This is a genomic window from Enteractinococcus helveticum, from assembly GCF_001657475.1.
Classification (GTDB): domain Bacteria; phylum Actinomycetota; class Actinomycetes; order Actinomycetales; family Micrococcaceae; genus Yaniella; species Yaniella helvetica.
On record NZ_LXEY01000022.1, the window covers coordinates 1 to 23,500 of the forward strand.

Consider the following 23,500-nt stretch of genomic DNA (forward strand, 5'->3'; position numbering starts at 1 on the left):
AATTCACCGGCCGCATCGGCGACCACGAAATCACCTTCCCGCCAGACATCACCCCCGGCGCAGCCCACATCCTGGACCGACTCAAGCTCACAACCTAAAACGGGTCACTAAACTTGTGCAAGTCAGGCGCTCGAAGCCGCTCGAGAAGCAGCCCGCGAGGAACGCAAAGCTGCTCGTAAAGCGGCCCGTACAGTGCGCAAAGCTGCCTAACTCGCCTGCTTGAGGCGACGCATTGCGTCAAACGAACACACAAAAGTGCCCCGCCTACTCGCGGGGCACTTTTGTGTGTTCGCAGCAGCTTGCTTGCCGCCCTGGCGGTGTTGATCAGAGTGCGGCGTCGTCGTCCCGGGTAGGTGTGGTGTCCGACGTCGATGGGGCCACCGCGTGAAATGGGGTGCCCGTTGATGGTTGGTAATCGGGTTCCTTGATGGCCCAGAAGCTCTTGGCTTCGCTGAGCTGCGGGGTTCGAGGCGTGGTCACCGGTTGGCCACTGTGATAATTTTCCACGATGATGCCGGAAATCCGGCGTCGGTTGGCGGCTTCCGCGTCGAGTCTGCGTAGCACCCAGGTGTGTTCGGTGGCCAGTTGGAGTTCATCGGACGCCTGGTAACCGGAGGCAAGTTGTCGGGCGCGCAGCATTTCGGCATCCCAGCCGGCGGCGACCAGCATGACAATAAACGCTAACCAGACCATCAGAATCACATATAAGATTCCGTTGACCGTGGTGAAGACGCGCTCAAATAAGGCCACCCGAGCCAAAAGCCAGCCGGTCAGTGCGAGGCTGGCAAATAAGACGATGACGGTAAATGCCGCCCCGGTGGTGATGACGCGGTAGCGGGGCCGGGTGACGTTCGGGCCGCGATAAAACGCTTGGGAGACCAGGAAAATCAACACCACGAGGATCAGCGGCCATTTCAAAATGTTCCATGCGGCAACACTTTCTTCGGTGAGCCCCAACAGTTGACCAAGACGTCGGGACAGATCGCCCCCGAGAATAATGAGCACCAGCAGCGCCAGCGATGCGATGATCAGCACCAAGGTTTCAAGAAACACCACAAAGCGGAAGTAAATAAATGGCCGACCTTCGCGGGTGTCATAAATGCGGTTCATCGCCCGATGAAACGCCGCGACCACGTTGGACGCCGAATATAACGAACCGATCAGCCCCAGCGTCAAGGCGGTGACCCCGCCCGGGGTATTGATCAGTGTGAAGAGCGTGTCGGCTACGATGGCGGCATCCATGGCCGGGAACAAGTCATTGACCAGACCAGCCACCGTCCAGATGGTTTCTTCGGTGAAGTTGACCACCGAGACGATGGATGCAATCGCGATGAGACCCGGCAATATCGATAAGAACAGATAAAAGGTCATGGTTGCTGCGACATCCCACACCTGCATTGAGATCGCCCTTGCCCAGGTGCGTCGCACGACAAACCACAAGGTGGGCCGGGGCTTGTGATAGGTCCGCAGCGGACGGGTGGGCGTTAGACGCGCCAGAGCAGCCGAAGCGACGCGCTCAGCTGCCCTGCGACCCGACGCTGTCGAGGACTGACCAGGCGGGCGCTGCGCGGCATCCGGCGTCGTCGGAATAGCCGGCGGGGTTTGCGAATCGTGAGAGTCAGCCGCGGGGTGAGACATACCCTCGAGCTTAGCGCCACAGCCGTTGGCCTGTCGGTAGTGGATGCGCCGCCAGGTTGCGTGTGGGTTGCCGCCGGCACTGGCCAAGCCTGTATCGTAGAAGGCGTGATGTTTGTGAAACGTAGTGTTCTTCGGTTGGCGGCCCTGGCTGGTGTGGGTATCGTCGGGCTGGCTGGATGTGCCTCCGACGACGGCGAGCAGCCGGACTCTGCGCCAACAGATGATAACGCCACGGCAACGTCGCCTGCGGCGCCCGAAGTAGACCTCGAACAATTTGCCGCCGCGCTGGTGACTGACACCCAACTGGTGGGGGTCGCCCAGGATCCACCGATCGAGGGGTTCGTTGACGATCCTGTCACCATGTATCTGACATTGAGTGAATTCGAACCGGCTGGTCGCTGTGCGAGCCTGCTGGAAGAACTCAACTCGTTTTCCGCTCCGGCTGTTGGCGGGATCTCGGCGAAATTTATCCGCGAGGTACCTGATCGCTCCGAAGGCTCAGCCACTGACGCCACGCGAGGTGCAGCGGTAGAGACCATGATCTTTGAAACCACCGAGCTCACCGAGCCGATGGCGATTTACCGCGAGATCCCCAATGCCTGCGAGACGCTGACCTCGTCGGAAGTCGAAGGAGCCGAAGCCACCTTCACGAAAATCCCGGGTCTGGATGCCTTGCACCTGGAGATCTCCGACGGCCAAGATGTTGAATCCCTGGCCGTGGGTGGCTCTTCGGTCAATGGTCGATTCCACATGTACATGACTGCTGAACAGGTCACGCTAGAGCAGGCCCAAGACATGTTCGGTGCCCAGGCGGAGAAACTCCAGGACACTTTCCGTGACCGGGTCGACAGCGCAGCAACGCCGTCCGCAACTGCAGAACCATCCGCAGAGTAAGCCTTTTGACGCTCCGTACGCATCGCATGCCAGCTAGGCTCCGTTGGTGAACTGGAACACGACGAGTCGTCGATACTGAAGTCACACGGCAGCGCACTGGCGCAGATCTTCGCTAGTGGTGAACTTTTTCTTCGCTCTTCCGGAATATTGCGCATCCGAATAGAGTTGAGTTAAGTAGACTCAAGTTTAGGTTTTCAGTCCCGGTACTGTGCCGGGAGCAAGGAGATTGCATGAATACTCAATTCACCACGAAATCCCAGGAGGCACTTTCGGCTGCGGCCATGAACGCCTCAACAGCGGGCAATCCGCAGATTGAACCTGCCCATATCCTCAAGGCGCTGATGGACCAGCGCGGATCGGTTGCGGTCGCGGTGCTCAAAGCCGCCGACGTTGACCCTGACGTCGTCTCCACGAGCGCTTCTAGCCAGATTGCAGCACTGCCGAAAGTGGCCGGGTCAACGGTTGCAGAAGCCCAGTTGTCGCGCGCCGGACTCAGCGTGATTTCGGCCGCTCAAACACAGGCCAAACAGAATCAAGACCAATACGTTTCAACCGAGCACCTCTTATTGGGGCTTGCTGCAGATGCCGGGGACACAGGTGCGGCCCTGCGGGAGGCTGGCGCCAGCGTAGAAGCGCTCAAATCGGCCATGCAGGCCATCCGGGGTGATGCAAAAGTCACCTCCCAAGATCCGGAAGGGACCTTCCAAGCCCTGGAGCAGTATGGCACCGATCTGACCGAGATCGCCGCATCGGGCAAGCTTGACCCGGTGATTGGCCGCGACGCCGAAATTCGGCGCGTCATCCAAGTGCTCTCTCGCCGCACCAAAAACAACCCGGTGCTCATAGGTGAGCCCGGCGTGGGAAAGACCGCCGTCGCCGAGGGACTGGCCCAGCGTATCGTTGCCGGAGACGTGCCAGAATCGCTGCGTGGCAAACGTCTGATCTCGCTGGATCTGGGCGCCATGGTTGCCGGTGCGAAATACCGTGGTGAATTCGAAGAGCGGCTCAAGGCCGTCCTGGAAGAAATTGCTGCAGCCGGCGGCGAAGTCGTGACGTTTATTGATGAGCTGCACACCGTGGTGGGCGCCGGGGCTTCCGAAGGAGCCATGGACGCCGGGAATATGCTCAAGCCAATGTTGGCGCGCGGTCAGCTGCGGATGATTGGTGCCACCACCCTGGATGAATACCGGGAAAACATTGAAAAGGATCCCGCGTTGGAGCGTCGATTCCAACAGGTCTTTGTCGGCGAGCCCTCGGTTGATGACACGATTGCGATTCTGCGTGGGCTCAAGGAGCGTTACGAGGCGCATCACAAGGTGGCAATTGCCGACGCCGCACTGGTCGCGGCAGCCAACCTATCAAACCGCTATATTTCCGGACGACAACTCCCGGATAAGGCCATTGACCTGATGGATGAGGCAGCCTCGCGGTTGCGCATGGAAATCGACTCAGCACCGGAAGCGATTGATCAGTTACGTCGCGCTGCAGACCGGTTGACCATGGAAGAACTCGCGCTCGAGGGCGAAACCGATCCAGCTTCGGTAGAGCGTTTGGCTGCCCTGCGTGCGGAACTTGCCGATACGAAAGAGGAACTCGCTGGACTCACCGCTCAATGGGAATCCGAAAAAGCTTCGCTGAACAAGGCCGGGGACCTGCGCGTCCAGTTGGATGAGCTGCGGTCGACAGCCGAAAAAGCACAGCGCGAGGGTGACCTAGCGGAAGCCTCACGGATCCTGTACGGGGAGATGCCTCAGGTCGAAAAGGATCTCGTGGCCGCCGAAGCTGAGGATTCCACTGCCACCAGTGACAGCCCGATGGTTTCAGAACAGGTCACGGCGCACGACATCGCTGAAGTTATCGAAGCCTGGACCGGTATTCCGGCCGGCCGCATGTTGTCCAGCGAGCAGGAAAAACTGCTCAATATGGAAACCGAGATTGGTCGGCGTCTGATCGGTCAGCAGAAAGCCGTGGCATCAGTGGCTGACGCAGTCCGGCGCTCGCGGGCAGGGATTTCGGATCCGAATCGGCCCATTGGTTCGTTCCTGTTCTTGGGCCCCACGGGCGTGGGAAAGACCGAGCTAGCGAAGTCCTTGGCGGAATTCCTGTTCGACGACGACCGGGCTATGGTTCGCATTGATATGTCGGAGTATTCCGAGAAACACGCAGTGTCGCGGCTCGTTGGTGCGCCTCCTGGATACGTAGGCTACGACGAGGGCGGGCAGCTCACCGAAGCTATCCGCCGTCGTCCATATTCGGTCATCTTGTTGGATGAAGTCGAAAAGGCACATCCTGAAGTCTTCGACATCCTGTTGCAGGTCCTCGACGACGGTAGATTGACGGACGGTCAGGGTCGGACGGTGGACTTCCGCAACACCATCTTGATTTTGACCTCTAACCTGGGATCAGAATTCCTGGTGGACGCTGGACTTGAACCGGCCGAGAAATATGCCCGGGTTGATGCAGCCGTGCGTGCCGCATTCAAGCCCGAGTTCCTGAACCGGCTTGACGACATGATCCACTTCGATCCATTGACCATCAAGGACCTCGTGAAGATTGTCGATCTGCAGATTGCACAGCTGGTTGATCGACTGGCGGAGCGTCGTATTAGCCTTGAGGTCACGCCGACAGCTGCTGAGTGGCTGGCTCGAATCGGACACGATCCGGCCTACGGTGCACGTCCATTGCGCCGACTGATTCAGCGAGAAATCGGCGACAACCTAGCTCGGGAGATCTTGGCGGGCACGGTCAGCGATGGCGACACGGTGACGGTTGATGCCGATGGTGAAGGCATCGTATTGAAAACACAACCGGTCACGGCCGACACCAGCCAAGGATCAGTCGGCTAGGCGATATCCCTAGAATCTGACAGTCCACATAAACAGGCCGGTTGTCCAACTCAACGGTTGAACAACCGGCCTGTTCGTATGCATCAGTGAGCGCTGATCAGCGCAGTCGGGACCTATGATTCTTCTGCATCAGCTGTTGCTGTCGGGGAGGCCTCTGCTTCGGGATTGGCTGCAGCATCATCTGCGGTTTGAATAGGATTCTCCGCTTGCTCTTCTTCGGAACGCTGGTCATCAACGACAGGCTCTTCTACCAGTGACTCCGAAAAGTTGGTCTCGTCATTGGTTGAGACGATGCAGTCGACACGACGGTCGGCTTCGGTCTCCCAGGTGTAATCCGATGGTCGAGAGGTATTAATCGAGTAGGTCGCCTGAGTGTTTTCCAGTAACGGAATGTCCGCGCAGAAGGCTTCCGAAGACTCTCGTAGCTCTTCTTCGCCTGGGTAGGTCATATCGCCTGAGTACAGACGCCGTCCAATGAGCTGAGCATTGTGCGGGGACGAACATTCCACGATATCAGCCGGCTGGCTCGCATCCGTGTAGTTGGCTAGGCAATCGCCGGGCAAGAAATTTTCTGGAGCAACATTGGCGGCAATGATGCCATCAATGCCGGGGGACGGATTTCGTGTGGTCGTTTCAGTGGGAGCTTCGGCTCCATTGTCGTTGTTTGAGGAGCTAAAGCTATAAACAAAGAACGTGACGATCCCCAGCACCACGATCAACACGGTGAAAAAGATTATCCATGAGGTGCGTCGTGAACGTCGTTCACGACGTTGACGAATCTCACGCCGCGATGGCGTAGACGGGTCTTCAGCTGACAGCGGAGACTCGGATTCCGAGTTTTGCTGGTAGTCGGCTGGGGTCATGCCGTTCCATCATCCTTTCTGACAGCAGCATTCTGTATCCTCACGGCCGCTTCGCCATTGGCGAGTGTGGGGAGGAACTGCTGGTTATAAGCTGATCTTAGAGCGAAAGCCCCGGTTATACCAGACATATTTTAGCGCCAGAGGGGCGAACTCTACTCAAACATGTTAACCTGGTAAGCACGAACCATTACGAAAAAGAGACCTCAGCGACAACATGAGCCTTATGTTGTCGCTTTTGGGGACAGAGACCGCGAAGGGGGTCACGCTCATGGGGCGCGGCCGTCAAAAGGCAAAGGCTACCCGTCAGGCACGGGACATGAAGTACTTCTCGCCAGCTACCGACCTGGCAGCACTCGAGCGAGAGCTATCCGGAAAGAAACCCGATAGGGAAGAGAGTAACGAGTACGCCGAATACGCGGAAAAATATAACGCCTACGACGACGAATACGACGAAGATTCATCGTATTAGTAGGGTCTTTTCTCTTAGGTGTTTCCTTGACTCTTGAAAGGTCGGCCCGGTGAGATGACAGATTCATCTGACCGGCCGATCTATTCTGATGCCTCCACGCTATCGGAAGATCATCCAGCTTACGCTACCCATCAGGCCGCGATGCGGTCGGTTCAGCGTGTTATCGAAAACACCGCGCCCTATCAGAACGTACAGGTCGCATCTACCGGCATCGGTCAGCTGCTGAGACTGAAACCGTTGGTTCTTACCGGTGCCGGTATGTCTACGGACTCGGGGATTCCGGATTATCGAGGACCGGAGGGCTCACTGCGTCATTCTCGTCCCATGACTTATCAGGAGTTCCTCCACGACGACGCGGCACGTCATCGCTACTGGGCGCGGTCTTTTGTGGGCTGGCAACATATGAATGCTGCTAACCCACACGCCGGACATAACATCATCGCCAAGTGGAACACCGAAGGACATATTGCTGGAGTTGTCACGCAAAACGTCGATGGACTCCATCAACAGAGTCAACGCGTTGCAGACCAACAGGCCACTCACGGCAGTGAAGCCGGCCCGATCATCGCGCTCCATGGTTCGATGGACGAAATTGAATGTCTCGTCTGCGGAGTCAAAGAAAACCGAGAGGATTTCGGCATCCGTCTACGGGAAGCTAATGCCGGAGTTGCAGATCACTGGCAAATATCTGAAGAATTAATTAACCCCGACGGTGACGCACGCATCCCGCAGGACTGGGTTGAGCAATTTCAGATGGTCCACTGCCTGAACTGTGGGTCGGACAAACTCAAACCTACCGTGGTCTACTTCGGAGAAATTGTACCTAAGCAACGAAAAGAGGCCATTCAAACCCTCTTGGACCGTTCTGGTGCCCTGATCGTAATTGGTTCCTCGTTAGCGGTCATGAGTGGATATCGAATCCTACTTGAAGCTGATCGTGCTCGGAAGCCGATTGGTATTATCAATCTTGGTCCGACCCGCGGGGAAGAACGTGCCACTTTCCGATGGAGAAGCGGCGTGAAGCAAGCCTTAGAGTGGCTGGACCAGGAAATTTCTTCATCGTCGGTGTGAATGATTCGCGCCTTCGTGACAACATATTCGTTCTAACATCGCCAGTAGTAATTGCGATAGCGTCGCTGCATCGGATCCAAACTTTTTGGCAAACTACAAGATGGCAGTCCATCGTCTTCCATATGGATGATCAGAAGTTGCTTATGTACAGCGGCATGGTGATGTCGGCAGAGTAGCGCACCATTGGCGAGTGCAGTTGGTCCGCCTTTGGACCATTCTTCCAAATGGTGGGGGTGACACCATTCAGCAGGTTTTCTACATCCGGGAACTATGCAGCCACGGTCGCGAACATGAAGTGCCCTACGGATGCCTGTAGAGAAGCTACGTTGCGCGTGTCCGACATCGAGGGGTTGTGACGCTGTGCCAAGGACCATCGGAATGATCCGTTGAGAACAGGCCTGTTGGCGTGCCAGCCCGACATCAATCTTGACGTTTCCAGGCGATCCCACTGGTGCGCCGATTCCTCGATCTTGTCGCCTGAACTGGTCTATGAGCTTGACGAGCTCTGAATTAGCATTTTCCTCAGCTAACTCTTCGGCCTGCCGTTGTGGAGGTTTTCCGGTGAGATCGCGTAGCGGGATTTCAACGATGAGATCGAGATTTGGACGCAGCAGTTGGTAACCAGGCGGAACCAGTTTCTCAACGGGATCATTCCGATTTGATGATTTAGCTGGGCCGCGAGCCTGTGTGTCGTTCTCGTTTTGGTCAAATGCCAGGATCTCAGCGATAACTTCAGAATGTTCCGCAGCTTTATGCAAAGCTTGCTCGCGGCGCTGTTGCTCCTCGGGACTAGCGAGTGGATCATAAGTCTTGTGTAATATGAGCCCAGCTGAAACAAAATCCATCAACGTATTGAGCCATCGCTCAGCTCGCGTCTGCCCATCAAAGAGCTTGGCAATCCCCAGATCAATGTCTTCGGCAGTAATCCGCGGGTTATTCGGAATGTCATCAGCAACATGCTCTGGAGCAGAGAGCATTTCGCTCTGCGGCTGGTCACCAGGAGCTTGAGCCGCCCGGTGTGCTTGAGCTCGAAGACTGGCTGTGGCCGAATCTAACTTTGTACCAAACTCTCGGATGGCTTTGAAATGCAATAACTCTGCGTCGTCGACGACCACACTGAGCTCATGAAGACGATCGCCGATGGACTGCTTATAAAAAATGCCCTTTTCGTGTTTGATCTGTTCTTCGGTGAGAGTCTGCCGTGGTCCAATCAGTTCGTTGGTCACCGCGTCGCTGTGTTGCTTCGCCAATCGAGCAAAGGTATGAGGGTTGTTTCGATGAGCATGACGAAGAAATTCTTTCTCCTTGTGTTGAACGAGCTCATCGGCAGTCTGTTCGTCTCCACCGGCACGTCGGACCGCTTGACGCATTTCGGACAGTCTCTGGTGCGCTGCAGTTGCTGTCGCAAAAGGTATGTGGCCTCTCTCAAGGTTTGCAGCGAGTCTGGGGGCTTTGAGCTTCGTCCGGCGATTATTCATGGATGGCCACATTGAGGCTGCGACAGACACCCGGCGGTCAACCGTAGCCCCGGTGACTCGAAGTGCCGCGGCAGCATAAGAAACAGCCGAGGCCAGCGGGGTTTTACCTTTGCGACTGCCTGGGACTTCAAGCTGACTTTCCGATCGAAGGACCTGGACTAAATCTGCAGTCGCTCGGGTGGAGACCACATCGTCGAGATTGGTATGTTCCTCACGGATTCGGGCATACTCTAGAATGGTCAACCGAGGATCTGAAGTGGAAGCATCGTTTGCTCGGTCTTGCGGCGGCTCAGTCTTTTCTGCCCGGAAGGTTTTCGGATGGATCGGGGCGAATAATTCGTCGCGGGGTACTGAGACCAATAGCTGTTTCTCACGTAAGGCGAGTTGGGTTCTCATAGCCTGTAACTGGGCCAGAGAGAATGTGGCGACGATTGCCCCTACTTGTTGATCAACTGACTCATGAGCAGCAATCATAACCGGTGACATGCGCTGGTGTACGGGCAGTAAATCCGCCACAGCATCATACTCGTCGTCAGGCGTGACCAGTCCATCTGGATCGGCTCCGAGACCGTTTGCGAAGATCGAGTCGGCCAACAGGTTCAGGCTCGTGGTCGCTCGTGCCGCGTTAGCTGGGTTTGAACCACCCTGAGTATCGTCCGCAGGAGCGGATGCACCTTCTACCATTGTTTCACCTGCCTTCAATCGGATAACTTCCACTATGGCTTGCCGCGTTGCTGGCAGGTGGGCATGTGTGCACATTGTGGATATCCGTGGCCTTGAGCCTAGACATGTGGATATTGACGTTCGGGCGTAGTTACTCACGGCATCGGCTCGTGGATAAACAAAGACGCCGCACGGAAAAACCGTGCGGCGTCCAAAGGTAAACGCTATGAAACGTTGAGAGGTTACTGGGCGTAGCTACCGTGGAGCAGCACTCCACCGCCGTCAACGCCTTTGGCACCCTGAATATAGTCATCTCCGGCGGCAGCGGCGTCGTCACTCAGCGCGCCGACTTCACCAATCTGCCATGAGGTCATCCCATTGTTGTTCAGCCAGGTCAGTGCAGATTTTGCGGCTTTTGGTGCTACGACCGCAACCATTCCCACGCCAAGGTTGAGCGTGCGCTCAAGGTCGGCCTGTGGCACCTGACCAGCTTGGGCCATCACAGAGAACACAGCAGGTAGCGACCAGGTAGACCGGTCAATCGTAGCCATCGTCCCTTGGGGTAGGACCCGGGCAAGGTTTGCTGCCAGGCCACCGCCGGTGATGTGCGAGAACCCACGGAGTGCAAACTGACCGTCGGCGTTGAGCTCCTTGATCAGATCGAGACAAGTTTTGGCGTAAATGCGGGTTGGCTCGAGGAGTTCTTCACCAAGGCTGCGGCCGAATTCGTCAATGTGCTGATCCCAGCTCCAGCCCTTAGCCGCCACAATCGAGCGCAAGAGTGAATACCCGTTAGAGTGCACACCGGAAGAAGCCATGGCAATGACGATGTCGCCTTCGCGCACGCGCTCTGGCCCCAGAATCTCGCCGCCCTCGACCACACCGGTGACCGCACCTGCCACATCGTATTCATTCGCGGCCAACAGCCCCGGGTGTTCTGCGGTTTCGCCGCCGATGAGTGCGGTGTCAGCCAGTTTGCACCCGTGGGCAATGCCACGCACAATGTCGGCGATGCGTTCGGGCACCACTTTACCGGTAGCGATGTAGTCGGTCATAAACAAAGGTTTTGCACCGACGACGACGATATCGTCGACCACCATGCCCACCAGGTCTTGACCGATCGTGTCATGAATATCCATGGCCTGGGCGATCGCAACTTTGGTGCCGACCCCGTCAGTTGAGGTGGTCAACACTGGCTGGCGGTAACTGGTCAACGCGGTGGCATCCCACATGCCGGCAAAGCCACCAAACCCGCCCAGTACACGGGAGGAGTGGGTGGCGGTGACCGCTGATTTCATCAGCTCAACGGCGTCGTCACCGGCTTCAACATCGACCCCGGCGGTCGCATAGGTGATCGGCTCGGGGGTGTTCTGTTCAGTCACGTTATTTCCTGTCTGTGGTCAGCATGGGGACTTCGGTGGGGTAGTTACCCGAGAAACAGGCGGTACACAATGTCTCTTCGTCCTGTTGGGTGGCAGCAATGGTGCCCTCGAGTGAAATATAAGCCAGCGAATCGGCTGCGATGTGCGCACGGATTTCCTCAATACCGGCACCGGTGGCAATCAATTCGGCGCGCGTGGCAAAGTCAATGCCATAGAAACACGGCCATTTCACCGGTGGCGACGAAATTTTCACGTGCACTTCGCGGGCTCCAGCCGAACGCAACATTGCGACCACTTGGCGCTGCGTGTTGCCGCGCACAATGGAGTCATCGACGACGATCACCGATTTGCCGGCAACCACGGACGGCTGCACATTGAGTTTCAACCGGATGCCCAATTGGCGCAGTGTCTGCGACGGTTTAATAAACGTACGGCCCACATAGGAGTTCTTGACGAACCCGTGACCCAGCGGAATGCCGGATTCTTCGGCGTAGCCAATTGCTGCGGGTGTTCCAGAGTCGGGGACGGGAATGACGACGTCGGCTTCCGCAGTGTTTTCGCGGGCCAGCTGGCGGCCCATTTCTAACCGAGATTCGTACACGCTGCGACCATTGATGGCCGCATCCGGACGGGCAATATAAACGTATTCAAAAATGCAGCGGGCTAATTCCGACGCCGCAAATCGGGTCGAGCGCACCCCATCGGCGTCAATGGCCAAGATCTCGCCGGGGGCTACCTCACGAATAAAGGTTGCACCGGTGGTGGCAAGTGCAGACTGTTCTGAGGCAATCACCCAACCACTGGTAAGTCGGCCTAATACCAGCGGGCGGAATCCGTGACGGTCGCGCACCGCATACAGCGTGTTTTCTGACATCATGACGACGGAAAATGCGCCTTGAAGTTTGCCAAAGACCTCGGCTGCGGTGTCTTCCAGTGAGTCACCATTCTGGCCGCGCAATAAGGTCGTGATCAGCGCGGTGTCCGAAGTATTGCCCTGGGCTAGTTCACCCGAATCCACCTCGCCGTAGCGTTCGGTGATCAGGGCCTTGACCTCTTCGCGGTTCGTCAGTGCGCCATTAAAGCCCAGTGCTACCGTGCCGTCATCGGAGGTCGCGCCAAGAGTTGGTTGGGCAAACAGCCAGTCGTCGGCGGCATGGGATCCGTAGCGACAGTGCCCGATGGCAATGTGGCCGGTCAGCGATGACAGTGTTGCTTCGTCAAAGACCTGTGAGACCAGGCCGACGTCCTTATAGACGGCAATGCGCTCACCGGCGGAGGTTGCGATACCTGCCGATTCCTGACCGCGGTGCTGTAGCGAGAACAATCCGTAATAGGCAAGTTTGGAGACTTCTTCGCCCGGGGCCCAGACGCCGAATACTCCGCAGGCATCTTTGGGTGAATCGTCGGTGAGGTTTTCGACCATGAACTATTTCCGTTTATTTCGTTTGTGGGCTTTTGCTGCGGCTTTTGCCTCGAGCTGTTGGGCTCGACGTTCTTCATTCACACGCTGACGCTGTTGTAATTGTGACCATTCTCGATAGTCAACTTTGGTGAGGGCAACGTCGGCGGCCTTGGGATCTGTGGTGAGTCGAGCGTAGACGGTTTCCATATGGCGCTTGGATCGGCGATCCAACAATAACCACACCAGGGCGCCAAGTGTTACACCGACGACGCCGAATAGCGCAGCCAAAAATCCCAGGGACTGGGACTGCGTATACCCTTCGGACGTGCCTTGAATCGCAACCCAGAAGAATGCAATAACCACCCCGAAAAATCCACCGGTTACCAAAAATGGGGTGATTTTCGGGGCACGGCGGTACACCATTTGCTGGGGTGTATCGGTAGTGGAGTCGTCACCTGCGGCACCGGCCGTTTCAGGTTGATCATGAAGTCTGCTGTCAGCCATAGTCCTTTTAGTCTAGCGGGTCCGAAGCGTCGTCGTCATACGTGTCCACAGGGCGTGAACGCAACAGAAAACGCGACCGCCAGACTAGATTTTGACCAGCGGTAACAGGGCAGCCAAATCCGTGCGCTGCCCTGAGGCGACGACGTCGCCGGCGGCCACCGCATCCGCCCAAGCCAACTGCCCGGTGACCAACGCCAACCAGGTGTCTGCAGAGGTTTCCACAACCGCCGGGGGAGTGCCGCGCGTGTGCACGGTGCCCTCAAGAATCTGGGTGACCCCAAACGGTGGTACCCGCACCTCAACCGACCGGCCCGGGGCCAAATCGGCCAGCGCTTCCAAGGAATACCGCACCGCTAGGGCCCGAATCGACCGTGGTGCAGCGGCCGGATCCGCAGCCCAGGTGCGCACCGCAGCCACGCCGTCGGTCACATCAATTTTCCGCCGCGCCATGATCACGCCGTCCTTTCAACATGCTTCAAGCCGTTAGCTTAGCTCAGCAACCGCAAGACCGCCGGGGCTACCTTGATGCCGCCCACCACCTGCCCGCCGCCGTATACCGGTGGCACAATACGCTCGACGACGTCGCTCATGGCTTGCAGGCTCAGCATATTCGGTGCGAAATTGGCCAGCAACACGAGTGCAACCAGGTGCATTGCTCGATCCGTGGAATCAATCATGGACACCGCCACGGCGGTGCCGTCGGGCGCGGCGAGTGCAACGATCCCATCGGCGCCAGTTTTGACGAGCAGCTCCAGGGATTCCAGTATGACCGTATCGGGTCGGTTGTTCCCCTGGACGACGTGCGGGTAATCCAACATGGCGCGCGCAACCATCGCGGCCGGTAGCTCCGCTGAACGATCAGTAATGGCACGTCCGAGTTCACCAAACCCGCGGGCTAGTGAGGTCAGGGGCATGACCGGGGTGGGCGCCCCGCATCCATCCACCCCAACGTGCGGAATGCTGGTCTGGCAGTACTGTTCTAAGACGTTGATGACCTCGGTCTGGATCGGCGAATCGGGGTGCAGGTAGGTGGTCGGATCGGCGCCGGCAGCAACCGTGGCTGATAAGAATCCGGCGTGTTTGCCTGAACAGTTATGCGCCAACCGAGAGCGCTCCAACGGTAGCGGCGCGACCTGCAGGGCAGCCTTTGCAACCTGGGACGCCGAGGACGGATACGCCTCGGGGCACCCAAGATAATCGGCGCTGAGCCCCGCACCGGCTAACACGGAGGCGGCGATATCTTGATGTTGCGTGGAACCACTGTGTGAACCGCACGCCAAGGCGAGCTCTTCTTTTGCCAGTTGGGCCCCGCAGCGCAACGAAGCGATCGCTTGGAAAGGCTTCAGCGCCGAACGGGGATACACTGCGGCCGAAGGATCACCCACCGAGGCAAGTATTGCGCCGTCGGCATTTACCACAACGGCTGATCCAAAGAAACGGTTTTCCACAAAGCCATTCCGGGTTGCAGTGGCCAGCTGTTCGACGTCGCTGGCCCGAATCGGTTCAGACACCCTCGGTCTCCTTCTAGATGCTCAGTGGTTGCACATTCAGTTGTTGGACTTTTTGCGGTAGACGGCCCAGGTCACGATTGTTGAGGCAACTGTGCCAATGCCCAGTGAGGCCAGCGCATAGCCAATATCGCCGCGGGTGGCATCAACAAACGTGCGAAACCCAAGCCAGGACACCCAGGAACACGACAGCATGATCATTAGCCAGACGTAGATGATCTGCAGCCAGCGCGGGAAAAATGGGCCCTGGCCGTAGGACAGATGACGGCGACGAAATGACATGGCTACGAGTCTAGTCGGGTCTCCACATATTTCAGACATACCGCCCACCCACCAGCCGGAAACGACTACGCTTAGGAGCGTGAAAACTTTAGTCTTGGGCCCAGGTGGCCGCGAACACGCAATTGTGCAAGCCTTACGCGCCGATCCATTGGTTTCCGAGGTGCGCTGTGCGCCCGGCAATGCCGGCATTGCCAAGGAAGTTCCCGTCTACCCGATCGATGTTTCCTCTCCGCAGCTAGTGGTTGAACTCTGCCAGGAACTGCAACCGGATCTCATCGTCGTCGGCCCTGAAGCACTGCTGGCCGCAGGTGTCACCAACGCGCTGCAAGCCGCAGGTTTCGCCGTGTTTGGTCCAACCCACCAGGCAGCACGCTTGGAATCCTCCAAGGCCTTTGCCAAAGAGATCATGCACGCCGCCGGGGTCCCCACCGGTCAGGCGCACACGGCAACCAACCTGGAACAGCTGGAAGCCGCTCTGGATGAATTCGGGGAACCCTATGTTGTCAAGGACGACGGGCTGGCCGCCGGTAAAGGTGTGATCGTGACTCATGATCGCAACGAGGCGATCGCTCACGGCCAGGCCATTTTTGCCGGGGGAGACCCGGTTCTGATCGAAGAGTTCCTCGACGGTCCAGAGGTTTCGGTATTTGTTATTGCCGACGGTAAGGACGGGGTGGCCATGTCACCCGCCCAGGACTTTAAGAGGATTTATAACGACGACGAAGGTCCCAACACCGGTGGCATGGGTGCATACACCCCGCTGGACTGGTTGCCCGAAAACTTCACCGAAGACGTTATGGAACAGGTTGCCCGGCCGGTTCTGGCCGAGATGGCCAAACGCGGCACGCCATTTACCGGTGTGCTCTACTGTGGATTGGCCGTTACCAAGAAGGGCATCCAGGTTATTGAGTTCAATGCCCGATTCGGAGACCCTGAAACGCAACCGGTTCTGGCACGGTTGAAAACCCCGCTGGGCCAACTACTCAAGGCCGCCGCTGATGGCAAACTGGCCACCACGTTCCCTACCATTCAGTTCCACGATAACGCGGCCATTGGGGTCGTCATGGCTTCTGAGGGCTATCCGGACACTCCGAAAACCGGCGTTCAGATCACCGGAGTCGCTGATGCTGCCAAACATGAAAATGTCAGTGTGCTGCACGCTGGAACCACCACCGGAGATACCGGGGAATTTACCGCATCCGGTGGCCGGTTATTGACCGTGGTTGCCACCGGTGATGACCTTGTGGAAGCGCGCGACACAGCTTATGCGGCTGTTGAAAAGATTTCGATTCCAAACGCTCAGTACCGCACGGACATTGCGGCCAAAGCCATTAACGGCGAGATCACGATCCCAGGAGCCTAAACCATGACCGATATCGCAACGTCCCTGCCCGGTTGGCGCCACATCTACTCCGGGAAGGTTCGCAACCTCTATGAACCTGCAGACACGCAGCCAGGAACCTCCCAGACGCTGTTAGTTGTGGCAACGGATCGAATCTCGGCCTTTGACCACATCCTGGACCCCGGCATTCCGGACAAGGGCAAGATCCTGACGCAACTGTCGCTATGGTGGTTTGAACGCTTGGCCGACGAAATCGATGTGCCAAACCACGTCGTCTCAACAGCTGTGCCGGCCGAAGTTGCGGGACGTGCGATGGTGGTCAAACGACTCAACATGTTCCCGATCGAGGCTATCGCCCGAGGTTATCTCACCGGCTCCGGGCTCGCGGAGTACCGCAAGACCGGTGAAGTCACCGGGATCCCGCTTCCCGAGGGACTCGTTGATGGGTCAAAACTGGATCCTGCAATCTTCACCCCGTCGGCGAAAGCTGAAGTCGGGGAGCACGATGAGAACATCAGCTTTGCAGAAATGACCTTACGCATCGGCGAGTCTGCTGCCGAGGACATTCGGGAGAAGACTCTGCAGCTTTATACCACTGCGGAGCGCATTGCGCGTGAGGCCGGAATTATTCTGGCCGACACGAAAGTCGAATACGGTACTGACGAAAATGGTGTGATCACCCTGGGTGATGAGGTGCTGACGCCGGACTCGTCCCGTTTCTGGGATGCCCAGGCCTATGCGCCAGGCACATCTCAGGAATCGTTTGATAAACAGTTCGTACGTGACTGGCTCGCTTCGGAGGCTTCCGGCTGGGATCGCACTACCGATACAGCTCCACCGGAATTACCTGCTGACGTCGTTGAAAAGACCGCTGAACGCTACCGCGAGGCCTACCGCCGGTTGACCGGGCGGGCATTTCAGTAAGCAGTTGTCTGATCCGCCGGGACCAGATCTAGGACCACGGCTTCCGGCGGACAGAACGTGCGCAAAGGCACCATGGGAGAGGCCCCGATCCCGGCGGTGACATGGATCAGCGCAGTGCGTCCGGCGCTGCGCCAGGGAAAGCTGCCCGACGCCAGGCCGGTGGGCAAATCACAGTTCGACACTATCGCGCCATAGGAGGGCAGGGCCACTTGCCCGCCGTGAGTGTGACCCGCTAACACGAGGTCGGCGCCGTCGGCCACCGCGGCATCGAGTACTCGTCGGTAGGGGGCATGGGTCACCGCGATCTTCAATAACGGGTTGGTATCTTGTGCGCTCGGAAATCCTGGCCAATCATCGGCTTGCATATGCGCATCGTGTGTACCTGCCACCTGAATCTCAATCCCGTCACTGACCTGTAGTGTTACGGCACGATTGTCGACCCGATGCCAGGTGCCCCGTGCAGTGAAACCGTCAAATATTTTGCGCGTATCAATAGCATTGCGGAGCTCCTCAGGGCGTGTGGTCGTTGAGGGCGCTCGGAGATAGCGTAGGGGATTGGCGTTCCGGGGTCCAAAGAAGTCGTTCGACCCGGGAACAAATACCCCTGGAAATTCAAGCAGTGGTTCAAGGGCATGCAGCACGTCAGCTATGGCATCAACCCCACCGGGGTTATCCCCGATATTGACCACGAGGTCGGGCTGCGTCGCCGCCAGGCTGCGCACAAAATCGATCTTGGTCCGATCACCAGCAACCAGGTGCATATCACCCACATGTAGGATGCGTAGCGGGGCCTGGCCAGCCGGCAGTATCGGGATCGTTTCATAACGAATGCCAAATTGACGTGCTGAAGTCACACCAAATAGTGTGGCCGAGACCGCCGTGACGGTACCCAGAGTGAAAAGTTTGGCCGCGCCGGACAGTATCCGACGCGGCCACCAACGTGACTTAGACACTAGTCGTCATTTCCTGACGAGTCATTGTCACCCGAATCGTTGTCATCGGATTCATTCGAGGAATCCGAATCTGAATCGGAGTTCGAACCGGAATCCGAATCTGAGTTCGAGCCGGAACCCGAATTTGAGCCAGAATTCGAACTGCCGGACGAACCAGCGCTGTAGTCTCTCGGATTACCGGTTGGACCGTCAAACTTCGGGAAGGCATCGGTACCGTACTTCGGTCCGGCTACCTCCATGAAATCAACCCACATAGGTCCGGCAATCAGCGAGCCCCATGCGTCCTGGAAATAGCGTCCACCGATGGTTTTGCCGCGGAGGGTGTAATCCTGGCCGTTGCCCAGGTAGTTACCAACCCATGAAGCCGTTGCAAGCTCGGAAGTGTACCCAATGAACCATGTTGACGATTCGAAGTTGTTCGTACCGGTCTTACCTGCGATCGGGAAGTTGAGACGTCCCTGCGAAATACGCTCACTAGCGATGGCGGTCAACGTGTTGTTGAGCTCTTTGATGTTCTCCGGGTTCAGCGCACCTGGGGAGCACTGGATCGGCGGAACGGTGTATTCGTTGCCATCGGCGTCAACGATCGATTCGATGGCACGTGGTTCACAGTACGTGCCGCCGGAACCCAAGGTCGAGTACGCGGATGCCATGGTGAGTGGGGAAACGTTGTATGCACCCAGAGCGAATGATGGGTTGGAAGGATCCAGACCTTCGTTGTTCTCCGCATCGGTGATACCGGCGGCGTCGGTGATATCGGTAATGGCGCAGAGGTCGGTGTTATAGGCCGCAGCAATTGTGGCTGTGTTAATCGACCAGTACAGGCCGTAGTCCATACGCATTGGTTTATGCATATCAGCGATAGCGTTCTTTGGTCGCCAGCCGTCGCTACCAATGCGCGCATGCCCGCCGGGCAGGCAGTAGGCAGGGAAACGGGCGCCGTCATAGTTATTTCGGGAAGCATCGACTCGGTCGCGCATTGATTTTCCAGAGCCGATCCAGGCCATCGCAACGAACGGTTTTAGCGTTGAACCCAGCTGGAAGCCTTGACCGCCGCCCCAGTCCTTGTCGACGTTAAAGTTCAGCGAGGTTTCACCGTTGCTCAGATCATCGCCGACCTCGTAGTCGGTGTTCTGGGCCATCGCTTTGATGTTGCCTGTGTTTTGCTGGACCGTCACGATGGACGAGCCGACTCCTTCGTTTTCACCGGCAGGAACGTTGCGGCGTGCGGTTTCTACAGCAGCTTCTTGCAGCTCAGAATCCAGTGTCGTGGTGATCTCTAGACCGGAACGATCCAGCATGCGCTGACGGGATTCACGATCCGGGCCGAAAGCAGGGTCGGCGAGGATTGACCGCTGGATGTAGTCACAGAAGTATTCGAAACCATCCTTGGCGTAATAACAGCCCGACGGCAGTGGGTTCAAATCAAGCGTGACTTCAGAAGCGACAGCTTCATCATATTCTTCTTCTGTGATTTTGCCTTGATTGCGCATGTTACCCAACACCAGATTGCGACGGTGTGTTGCACCTTCTGGGTTGGTTTCTGGATTCAGCGCGTTCGGCGATTGTACAAGCCCAGCCAGCAGGGCTGACTCGGGAATATTCAGTTCAGCAGCCGACTTATCAAAGAAATATCGGGCAGCAGATTCCACGCCGTAGGTCCGGCCGGAGAAGAGCACGATGTTGAGATAGCCTTCCAGGATCTCATCCTTGGACATCTCCTTTTCAACGGCCACCGCAAGTTTCATCTCGCGAATCTTATCCGGAATCTGTTTAGTACCAGACACGGTCGTGCGTAAGCCGTTAAGGTTCTGATAGTTGACCAGCACGTTGTTGACATACTGCTGAGTCAGCGTCGACGCACCCTGCTGGGTATCGGACGTCACGTTGTGGACGACGGCGCGTGCAAGCCCTTGGCCATCAACACCGGAGTGCTCATAGAAGCGCTCGTCCTCAATGGCAATGATCGCATCGATCATGTGCTGCGAAATATCTTCGAGATCAACCGGGGTGCGGTCTTCAGCGTAGAAGGTCGCGATCTCATTGCCGTCCTGGTCGAGGATGACCGACGGTATGGACAGTGGCTCTTCATTGAGCTCGGCGGGTAGCTGATCCAGCATTTCGGTGCCGACTTGAGATGCCGCGCCGGCGAGCATGCCAGCGGGTAGCAACATGCCAGCCCCTAGAGCTCCCAACAGCGCGGAAATACCGAAAAAGGCGAGCAGTTTTGACAGCACGGGATTGCTTTTGAGCACACTAGATCCTGAGGACGTCGTTTTGGCCATGCCGGCAGTCTACTACGAAGCACAAGATCAAATCTGTTCCAAAGCTCTTGGCGCAAGATACGGTTAACGCATGAGTGATAAACAAAAGTGGGAATATGCCACGATTCCTTTGCTGATTCATGCCACGAAACAAATTCTCGATCAGTGGGGTGACGACGGTTGGGAGCTTGTCACCGTTATCCCAGGTCCGGACGGTAATGCGCCCGTTGCCTATCTCAAACGACCCAAATCGGAATAAGAAGGAGCCCCATGTCCGCTATCGAACAGCGTATTGAAGAAGCCGGATACACCCTGCCTGCCGTCGGCAAACCACTGGCCGCTTATGTGCCCACCATGCGTGATGGTGACAGCATCTATACTTCTGGCCAGTTGCCGATGGTCGATGGCAAACCTGCAGGTACAGGCAAAGTCGGTCAGGACGTCAGCGTTGAAGACGCCGCCGATTGCGCGCGCATTTGTGTTTTGAATGCGCTTGCCGCCATCAAAGCTGAAGTCGGAGACTTGGATAAGATCACCCAGATCACCAAGGTGGTCGGGTTTGTGTCCTCAGCATCCGATTTCGATCAGCAGCACATCGTGATCAACGGCGCATCCGAATTCCTCGCTGACATTTTCCAAGAGAAAGGTCAGCACGCACGTTCGGCCGTCGGCGTAGCCATGCTCCCGATGAACGTCCCAGTGGAAGTAGAAATGATTGTCAAAGTCCAAGATTAGGACGTTGAGATTGATTCGCTGAGTTAAGCCACTGCCGGGCTGAAGATGTATTTCTTCAGCCCGGCAGTGGTTTAAAACGGTATACGTGCTTAGCGTGCGCGCTGGCGCAGACGCTGCAGATCCAGAATGATGACGGCGCGGTTCTCGAGGCGCAGCCAATCACGCTGGACGAATTCGGCCAAAGCCTTGTTGACGGTTTCACGAGATGCACCGACTAGCTGAGCCAGTTCTTCCTGGGTCAGGTCGTGAGCGACCAACAGGCCGTCAGCGGTTGGACGGCCGAAGCGATCAGCTAGGTCTAGCAGAGCTTTGGCGACGCGTCCTGGGACATCTGAGAAGACCAGGTCAGCCAAGGACTCGTTGGTCCGAGACAGGCGGCGGGCCAGAGCACCGAGCAGCTGCATGGAAACTTCAGGCGAAGAGTAGATGACTTTTCGCAGGTTTTCATGGCGTAGGCCGGCAAGGCTGGTCGCAGAAACCGCAGTTGCTGAAGCCGAACGTGGGGCTGGGTTGAACAGCGCCATTTCGCCGAAGACTTCGCCTGGGCCAAGAATGGCAAGCAAGTTTTCGCGACCGTCTGGGGCAGTGCGACCGAGTTTAATTTTGCCTGTCAGAATGACGTACAGCTGATCGCCGTCATCGCCTTCGTGGAAAACTGAGGCACCGCGGGACAATTCAACTTCGGTCAGCTCCGCGGTCAGCGCGCTGAACACCTCATCGTCAAGGTGTGTAAAGAGGGGTGCGTTGCGCAATACGTCTAGATCCATGGTGGTAAAGATTTCCTTACTGGCCTTATGGGCCGAACTCAAACTTGTCGGAACTTGGTCACTGTTGGTGAAGTGCCGATGAATGCCGGATCGGGCACACAAATGTTAGTGCGTTTCGACATGGGTTTCCAGCCAATTCTATCTAATGTAGAAAGAGATGTGGAAATCGTCACAACCAGCAGCGAAATATTCTTCTACGATAGACCAAAAATCAACCGAATGACGACGTATTCGAGACCTCGGGCATAAGACGGCAGAAAGCAGCTACGCTAAAATCACAGTAACTACCCAATAATAACAGCGGATGGGACGGTGGGTGATCATAGCGCTTTCCTTGCTTGATTGGGCGTTAATCGTTGTCCTCATCATCGTTATTATTATCGGTTTTCGTCGCGGGTTTTGGATCTCGATGGGCACCGTGGCAGGCGCAGTTGCAGGCGTGCTGGGTGGCTTGTTTTTGATGCCGCTCATTGTTCAACTGGTACCCGCCGGCGTCGTCCGGATTATTGCCATGGTGGCAGCGACCGCGTTTCTGATCTGGTTCGGCATGGCGATCGGTCGCAAGATTGGGCGCCGGTTGCGATTACATATCAGCCATCCGGTGATGCGAACCGTCGATAAATTTTTAGGCGCCGTGGCCAATACGGCCATTGCTGGACTCATTATTTCGCTGGTCGCGTTTTCGATCTCCAGTGTTGGGGTCCCCGGAATCACCAGCGTGCTCAAGAACTCACGGATCGTCGCCTTTACGACGACGTTGACTCCAGAAAGCGCGCGCATCTGGGTCGCTGATGTTCGAGCAGCCATCCTAGATTCTTCAGAACTTCCCGAACTGGATTTGGCAGACACCGCAGATCCAGAAGTTGAAAAGACCGCGATTGAGCCCACGAACGAAGTGCACGAAACTAGCGTATCGTCGGTGAGAATCACAGGAAGTGCCTATGAATGCGGTCAGAGCCAAACCGGTTCCGGATTCGCGGTGACCGGCGATCGAGTAGTAACAAACGCCCACGTGGTTGCAGGGGTCGAAGCACCGCAAGTCGAATCCTTCGACGGGCAGTTATTTACCGGTCAGGTCGTAGCGTTCGACCCGGACATCGACATCGCGATCATTGCCCTACCTGGTGCACAACTGCCAGTTGTCGAATTTGGAGAAGCCCTCGAGCCTGGTGAACCGGCGTTTGTTTTAGGATTCCCATCCGGTGGGCCACACCAAATCCTCGGCGCTGAAATCCAGGCTCATGGGCCGGCGACTGTAGCGAACATTTACGATGAAAATGCCCAGCTGCGCGACGTGTACCAGCTAGCTGCTGAAGTACGTCAGGGCAATTCCGGGGGTGCATTGGTCGGAGAAGATGGCACGGTCGCTGGCGTGATTTTTGCACGTGCCTCTGAAGCCGATATTGGCTATGCGATGTCGCATGATGAAATTGCTGACGTGATCAATCAAGCCCCTCATTTATCGCAGCCGGTGTCTACCGGACACTGGTTGGAATAAGCAGGCTCTGGCAGGAG

21 protein-coding genes are annotated in these 23,500 nt (G+C 56.9%); 9 read left to right on the top strand and 12 right to left on the bottom strand.

Going from position 1 to position 23,500, the window contains the following annotated elements; all coding sequences use genetic code 11:
* Positions 1-324 precede the first annotated feature (324 nt).
* Positions 325-1,725 (bottom strand): YihY/virulence factor BrkB family protein, encoded by a 1,401-nt coding sequence (locus A6F49_RS11950; RefSeq protein WP_082911763.1) that lies wholly within the window; start codon positions 1,723-1,725, stop codon positions 325-327.
* A gap of 27 nt (positions 1,726-1,752) precedes the next feature.
* On the opposite strand from A6F49_RS11950, the gene A6F49_RS11955 reads away from it, so the two are divergent.
* Entirely contained in the window at positions 1,753-2,532 is a 780-nt protein-coding gene (locus A6F49_RS11955) for a hypothetical protein (protein WP_150119484.1), read from the top strand.
* Positions 2,533-2,762: 230 nt separating this feature from the next.
* Positions 2,763-5,378, top strand: a complete 2,616-nt coding sequence (gene clpB, locus A6F49_RS11960; protein ID WP_043058879.1) for an ATP-dependent chaperone ClpB — start codon at positions 2,763-2,765, stop codon at positions 5,376-5,378.
* A 113-nt stretch (positions 5,379-5,491) separates the two neighbouring features.
* Here the strand turns inward: clpB and A6F49_RS11965 are convergent, their stop codons facing one another.
* The gene (locus A6F49_RS11965; RefSeq protein WP_043058878.1) at positions 5,492-6,241 is read right to left on the bottom strand and encodes a hypothetical protein; all 750 of its coding nucleotides are present in this window, start codon (positions 6,239-6,241) and stop codon (positions 5,492-5,494) included.
* Between the two features lie 268 nt (positions 6,242-6,509).
* Here A6F49_RS11965 and A6F49_RS11970 point away from each other — a divergent pair, with 268 nt between their 5' ends.
* Entirely contained in the window at positions 6,510-6,710 is a 201-nt protein-coding gene (locus A6F49_RS11970) for a DUF3073 domain-containing protein (protein ID WP_043058989.1), read from the top strand.
* A gap of 54 nt (positions 6,711-6,764) precedes the next feature.
* On the top strand, positions 6,765-7,781 hold the full coding sequence (locus A6F49_RS11975; RefSeq protein ID WP_043058877.1) for a Sir2 family NAD-dependent protein deacetylase: 1,017 nt from the start codon (positions 6,765-6,767) through the stop codon (positions 7,779-7,781).
* 32 nt (positions 7,782-7,813) lie between these two features.
* On the opposite strand, the gene A6F49_RS11980 is transcribed toward A6F49_RS11975, so the two are convergent.
* The 7 genes from A6F49_RS11980 to A6F49_RS12010 all read right to left on the bottom strand — a co-directional run bounded on the left by A6F49_RS11980 (position 7,814) and on the right by A6F49_RS12010 (position 15,000).
* On the bottom strand, positions 7,814-9,943 hold the full coding sequence (locus A6F49_RS11980) for an HNH endonuclease signature motif containing protein (RefSeq protein ID WP_052505032.1): 2,130 nt from the start codon (positions 9,941-9,943) through the stop codon (positions 7,814-7,816).
* 221 nt (positions 9,944-10,164) lie between these two features.
* Positions 10,165-11,304 (bottom strand): phosphoribosylformylglycinamidine cyclo-ligase, encoded by a 1,140-nt coding sequence (purM, locus tag A6F49_RS11985; RefSeq protein ID WP_043058987.1) that lies wholly within the window; start codon positions 11,302-11,304, stop codon positions 10,165-10,167.
* Position 11,305: 1 nt separating this feature from the next.
* Positions 11,306-12,727, bottom strand: coding sequence for an amidophosphoribosyltransferase (gene purF / locus A6F49_RS11990; RefSeq protein ID WP_082911764.1), 1,422 nt, complete (start codon positions 12,725-12,727; stop codon positions 11,306-11,308).
* Positions 12,728-12,730: 3 nt separating this feature from the next.
* Positions 12,731-13,210, bottom strand: a complete 480-nt coding sequence (locus tag A6F49_RS11995) for a hypothetical protein (RefSeq protein WP_052505031.1) — start codon at positions 13,208-13,210, stop codon at positions 12,731-12,733.
* An 84-nt stretch (positions 13,211-13,294) separates the two neighbouring features.
* On the bottom strand, positions 13,295-13,666 hold the full coding sequence (locus tag A6F49_RS12000; RefSeq protein WP_150119485.1) for a sterol carrier family protein: 372 nt from the start codon (positions 13,664-13,666) through the stop codon (positions 13,295-13,297).
* A gap of 32 nt (positions 13,667-13,698) precedes the next feature.
* Positions 13,699-14,721: an asparaginase gene (locus A6F49_RS12005; RefSeq protein WP_043058876.1), complete on the bottom strand. Its 1,023-nt coding sequence runs from the start codon at positions 14,719-14,721 to the stop codon at positions 13,699-13,701.
* Between the two features lie 36 nt (positions 14,722-14,757).
* A complete protein-coding gene (locus tag A6F49_RS12010; protein WP_043058875.1) occupies positions 14,758-15,000 on the bottom strand; it encodes a hypothetical protein in 243 nt (80 codons plus the stop codon).
* Between the two features lie 79 nt (positions 15,001-15,079).
* Here A6F49_RS12010 and purD point away from each other — a divergent pair, with 79 nt between their 5' ends.
* Together purD and A6F49_RS12020 are read left to right on the top strand one after the other, a co-directional pair.
* Positions 15,080-16,363 (top strand): phosphoribosylamine--glycine ligase, encoded by a 1,284-nt coding sequence (gene purD / locus A6F49_RS12015; RefSeq protein ID WP_043058874.1) that lies wholly within the window; start codon positions 15,080-15,082, stop codon positions 16,361-16,363.
* A 3-nt stretch (positions 16,364-16,366) separates the two neighbouring features.
* Positions 16,367-17,266, top strand: coding sequence for a phosphoribosylaminoimidazolesuccinocarboxamide synthase (locus A6F49_RS12020; RefSeq protein WP_043058873.1), 900 nt, complete (start codon positions 16,367-16,369; stop codon positions 17,264-17,266).
* Here A6F49_RS12020 and A6F49_RS12025 read toward each other — a convergent pair.
* A complete protein-coding gene (locus tag A6F49_RS12025) occupies positions 17,260-18,219 on the bottom strand; it encodes a metallophosphoesterase (RefSeq protein WP_052505030.1) in 960 nt (319 codons plus the stop codon). The genes A6F49_RS12020 and A6F49_RS12025 overlap by 7 nt on opposite strands.
* Positions 18,219-20,504, bottom strand: coding sequence for a transglycosylase domain-containing protein (locus A6F49_RS12030; RefSeq protein ID WP_043058872.1), 2,286 nt, complete (start codon positions 20,502-20,504; stop codon positions 18,219-18,221). The genes A6F49_RS12025 and A6F49_RS12030 overlap by 1 nt, the downstream gene beginning before the upstream one ends.
* Positions 20,505-20,574: 70 nt before the next feature.
* On the opposite strand from A6F49_RS12030, the gene A6F49_RS18235 reads away from it, so the two are divergent.
* Positions 20,575-20,742, top strand: coding sequence for a hypothetical protein (locus tag A6F49_RS18235; RefSeq protein ID WP_162840621.1), 168 nt, complete (start codon positions 20,575-20,577; stop codon positions 20,740-20,742).
* Between the two features lie 11 nt (positions 20,743-20,753).
* Positions 20,754-21,218, top strand: a complete 465-nt coding sequence (locus A6F49_RS12035; protein WP_043058871.1) for a RidA family protein — start codon at positions 20,754-20,756, stop codon at positions 21,216-21,218.
* Positions 21,219-21,307: 89 nt separating this feature from the next.
* On the opposite strand, the gene A6F49_RS12040 is transcribed toward A6F49_RS12035, so the two are convergent.
* Positions 21,308-21,985 carry a Crp/Fnr family transcriptional regulator gene (locus A6F49_RS12040; RefSeq protein ID WP_043058870.1) on the bottom strand — a complete coding sequence of 226 codons (678 nt, stop codon included), beginning with the start codon at positions 21,983-21,985 and terminating at the stop codon, positions 21,308-21,310.
* Positions 21,986-22,301: 316 nt separating this feature from the next.
* Here A6F49_RS12040 and A6F49_RS12045 point away from each other — a divergent pair, with 316 nt between their 5' ends.
* Positions 22,302-23,483 (top strand): MarP family serine protease, encoded by a 1,182-nt coding sequence (locus A6F49_RS12045; protein WP_161485816.1) that lies wholly within the window; start codon positions 22,302-22,304, stop codon positions 23,481-23,483.
* Positions 23,484-23,500 lie beyond the last annotated feature (17 nt).

What these genes read in the sequence shown, in the direction of transcription:
- clpB (WP_043058879.1), top strand. Translation starts at nt 2,763, where the DNA reads ATGAATACTCAATTCACCACGAAATCCCAGGAGGCACTTTCGGCTGCG.
- A6F49_RS11965 (WP_043058878.1), bottom strand. Translation starts at nt 6,241, where the DNA reads ATGACCCCAGCCGACTACCAGCAAAACTCGGAATCCGAGTCTCCGCTG.
- A6F49_RS11970 (WP_043058989.1), top strand. Translation starts at nt 6,510, where the DNA reads ATGGGGCGCGGCCGTCAAAAGGCAAAGGCTACCCGTCAGGCACGGGAC.
- A6F49_RS11975 (WP_043058877.1), top strand. Translation starts at nt 6,765, where the DNA reads ATGACAGATTCATCTGACCGGCCGATCTATTCTGATGCCTCCACGCTA.
- A6F49_RS11980 (WP_052505032.1), bottom strand. Translation starts at nt 9,943, where the DNA reads ATGGTAGAAGGTGCATCCGCTCCTGCGGACGATACTCAGGGTGGTTCA.
- purF (WP_082911764.1), bottom strand. Translation starts at nt 12,727, where the DNA reads ATGGTCGAAAACCTCACCGACGATTCACCCAAAGATGCCTGCGGAGTA.
- A6F49_RS11995 (WP_052505031.1), bottom strand. Translation starts at nt 13,210, where the DNA reads ATGGCTGACAGCAGACTTCATGATCAACCTGAAACGGCCGGTGCCGCA.
- A6F49_RS12010 (WP_043058875.1), bottom strand. Translation starts at nt 15,000, where the DNA reads ATGTCATTTCGTCGCCGTCATCTGTCCTACGGCCAGGGCCCATTTTTC.
- A6F49_RS12020 (WP_043058873.1), top strand. Translation starts at nt 16,367, where the DNA reads ATGACCGATATCGCAACGTCCCTGCCCGGTTGGCGCCACATCTACTCC.
- A6F49_RS12030 (WP_043058872.1), bottom strand. Translation starts at nt 20,504, where the DNA reads ATGGCCAAAACGACGTCCTCAGGATCTAGTGTGCTCAAAAGCAATCCC.
- A6F49_RS18235 (WP_162840621.1), top strand. Translation starts at nt 20,575, where the DNA reads ATGAGTGATAAACAAAAGTGGGAATATGCCACGATTCCTTTGCTGATT.
- A6F49_RS12035 (WP_043058871.1), top strand. Translation starts at nt 20,754, where the DNA reads ATGTCCGCTATCGAACAGCGTATTGAAGAAGCCGGATACACCCTGCCT.
- A6F49_RS12040 (WP_043058870.1), bottom strand. Translation starts at nt 21,985, where the DNA reads ATGGATCTAGACGTATTGCGCAACGCACCCCTCTTTACACACCTTGAC.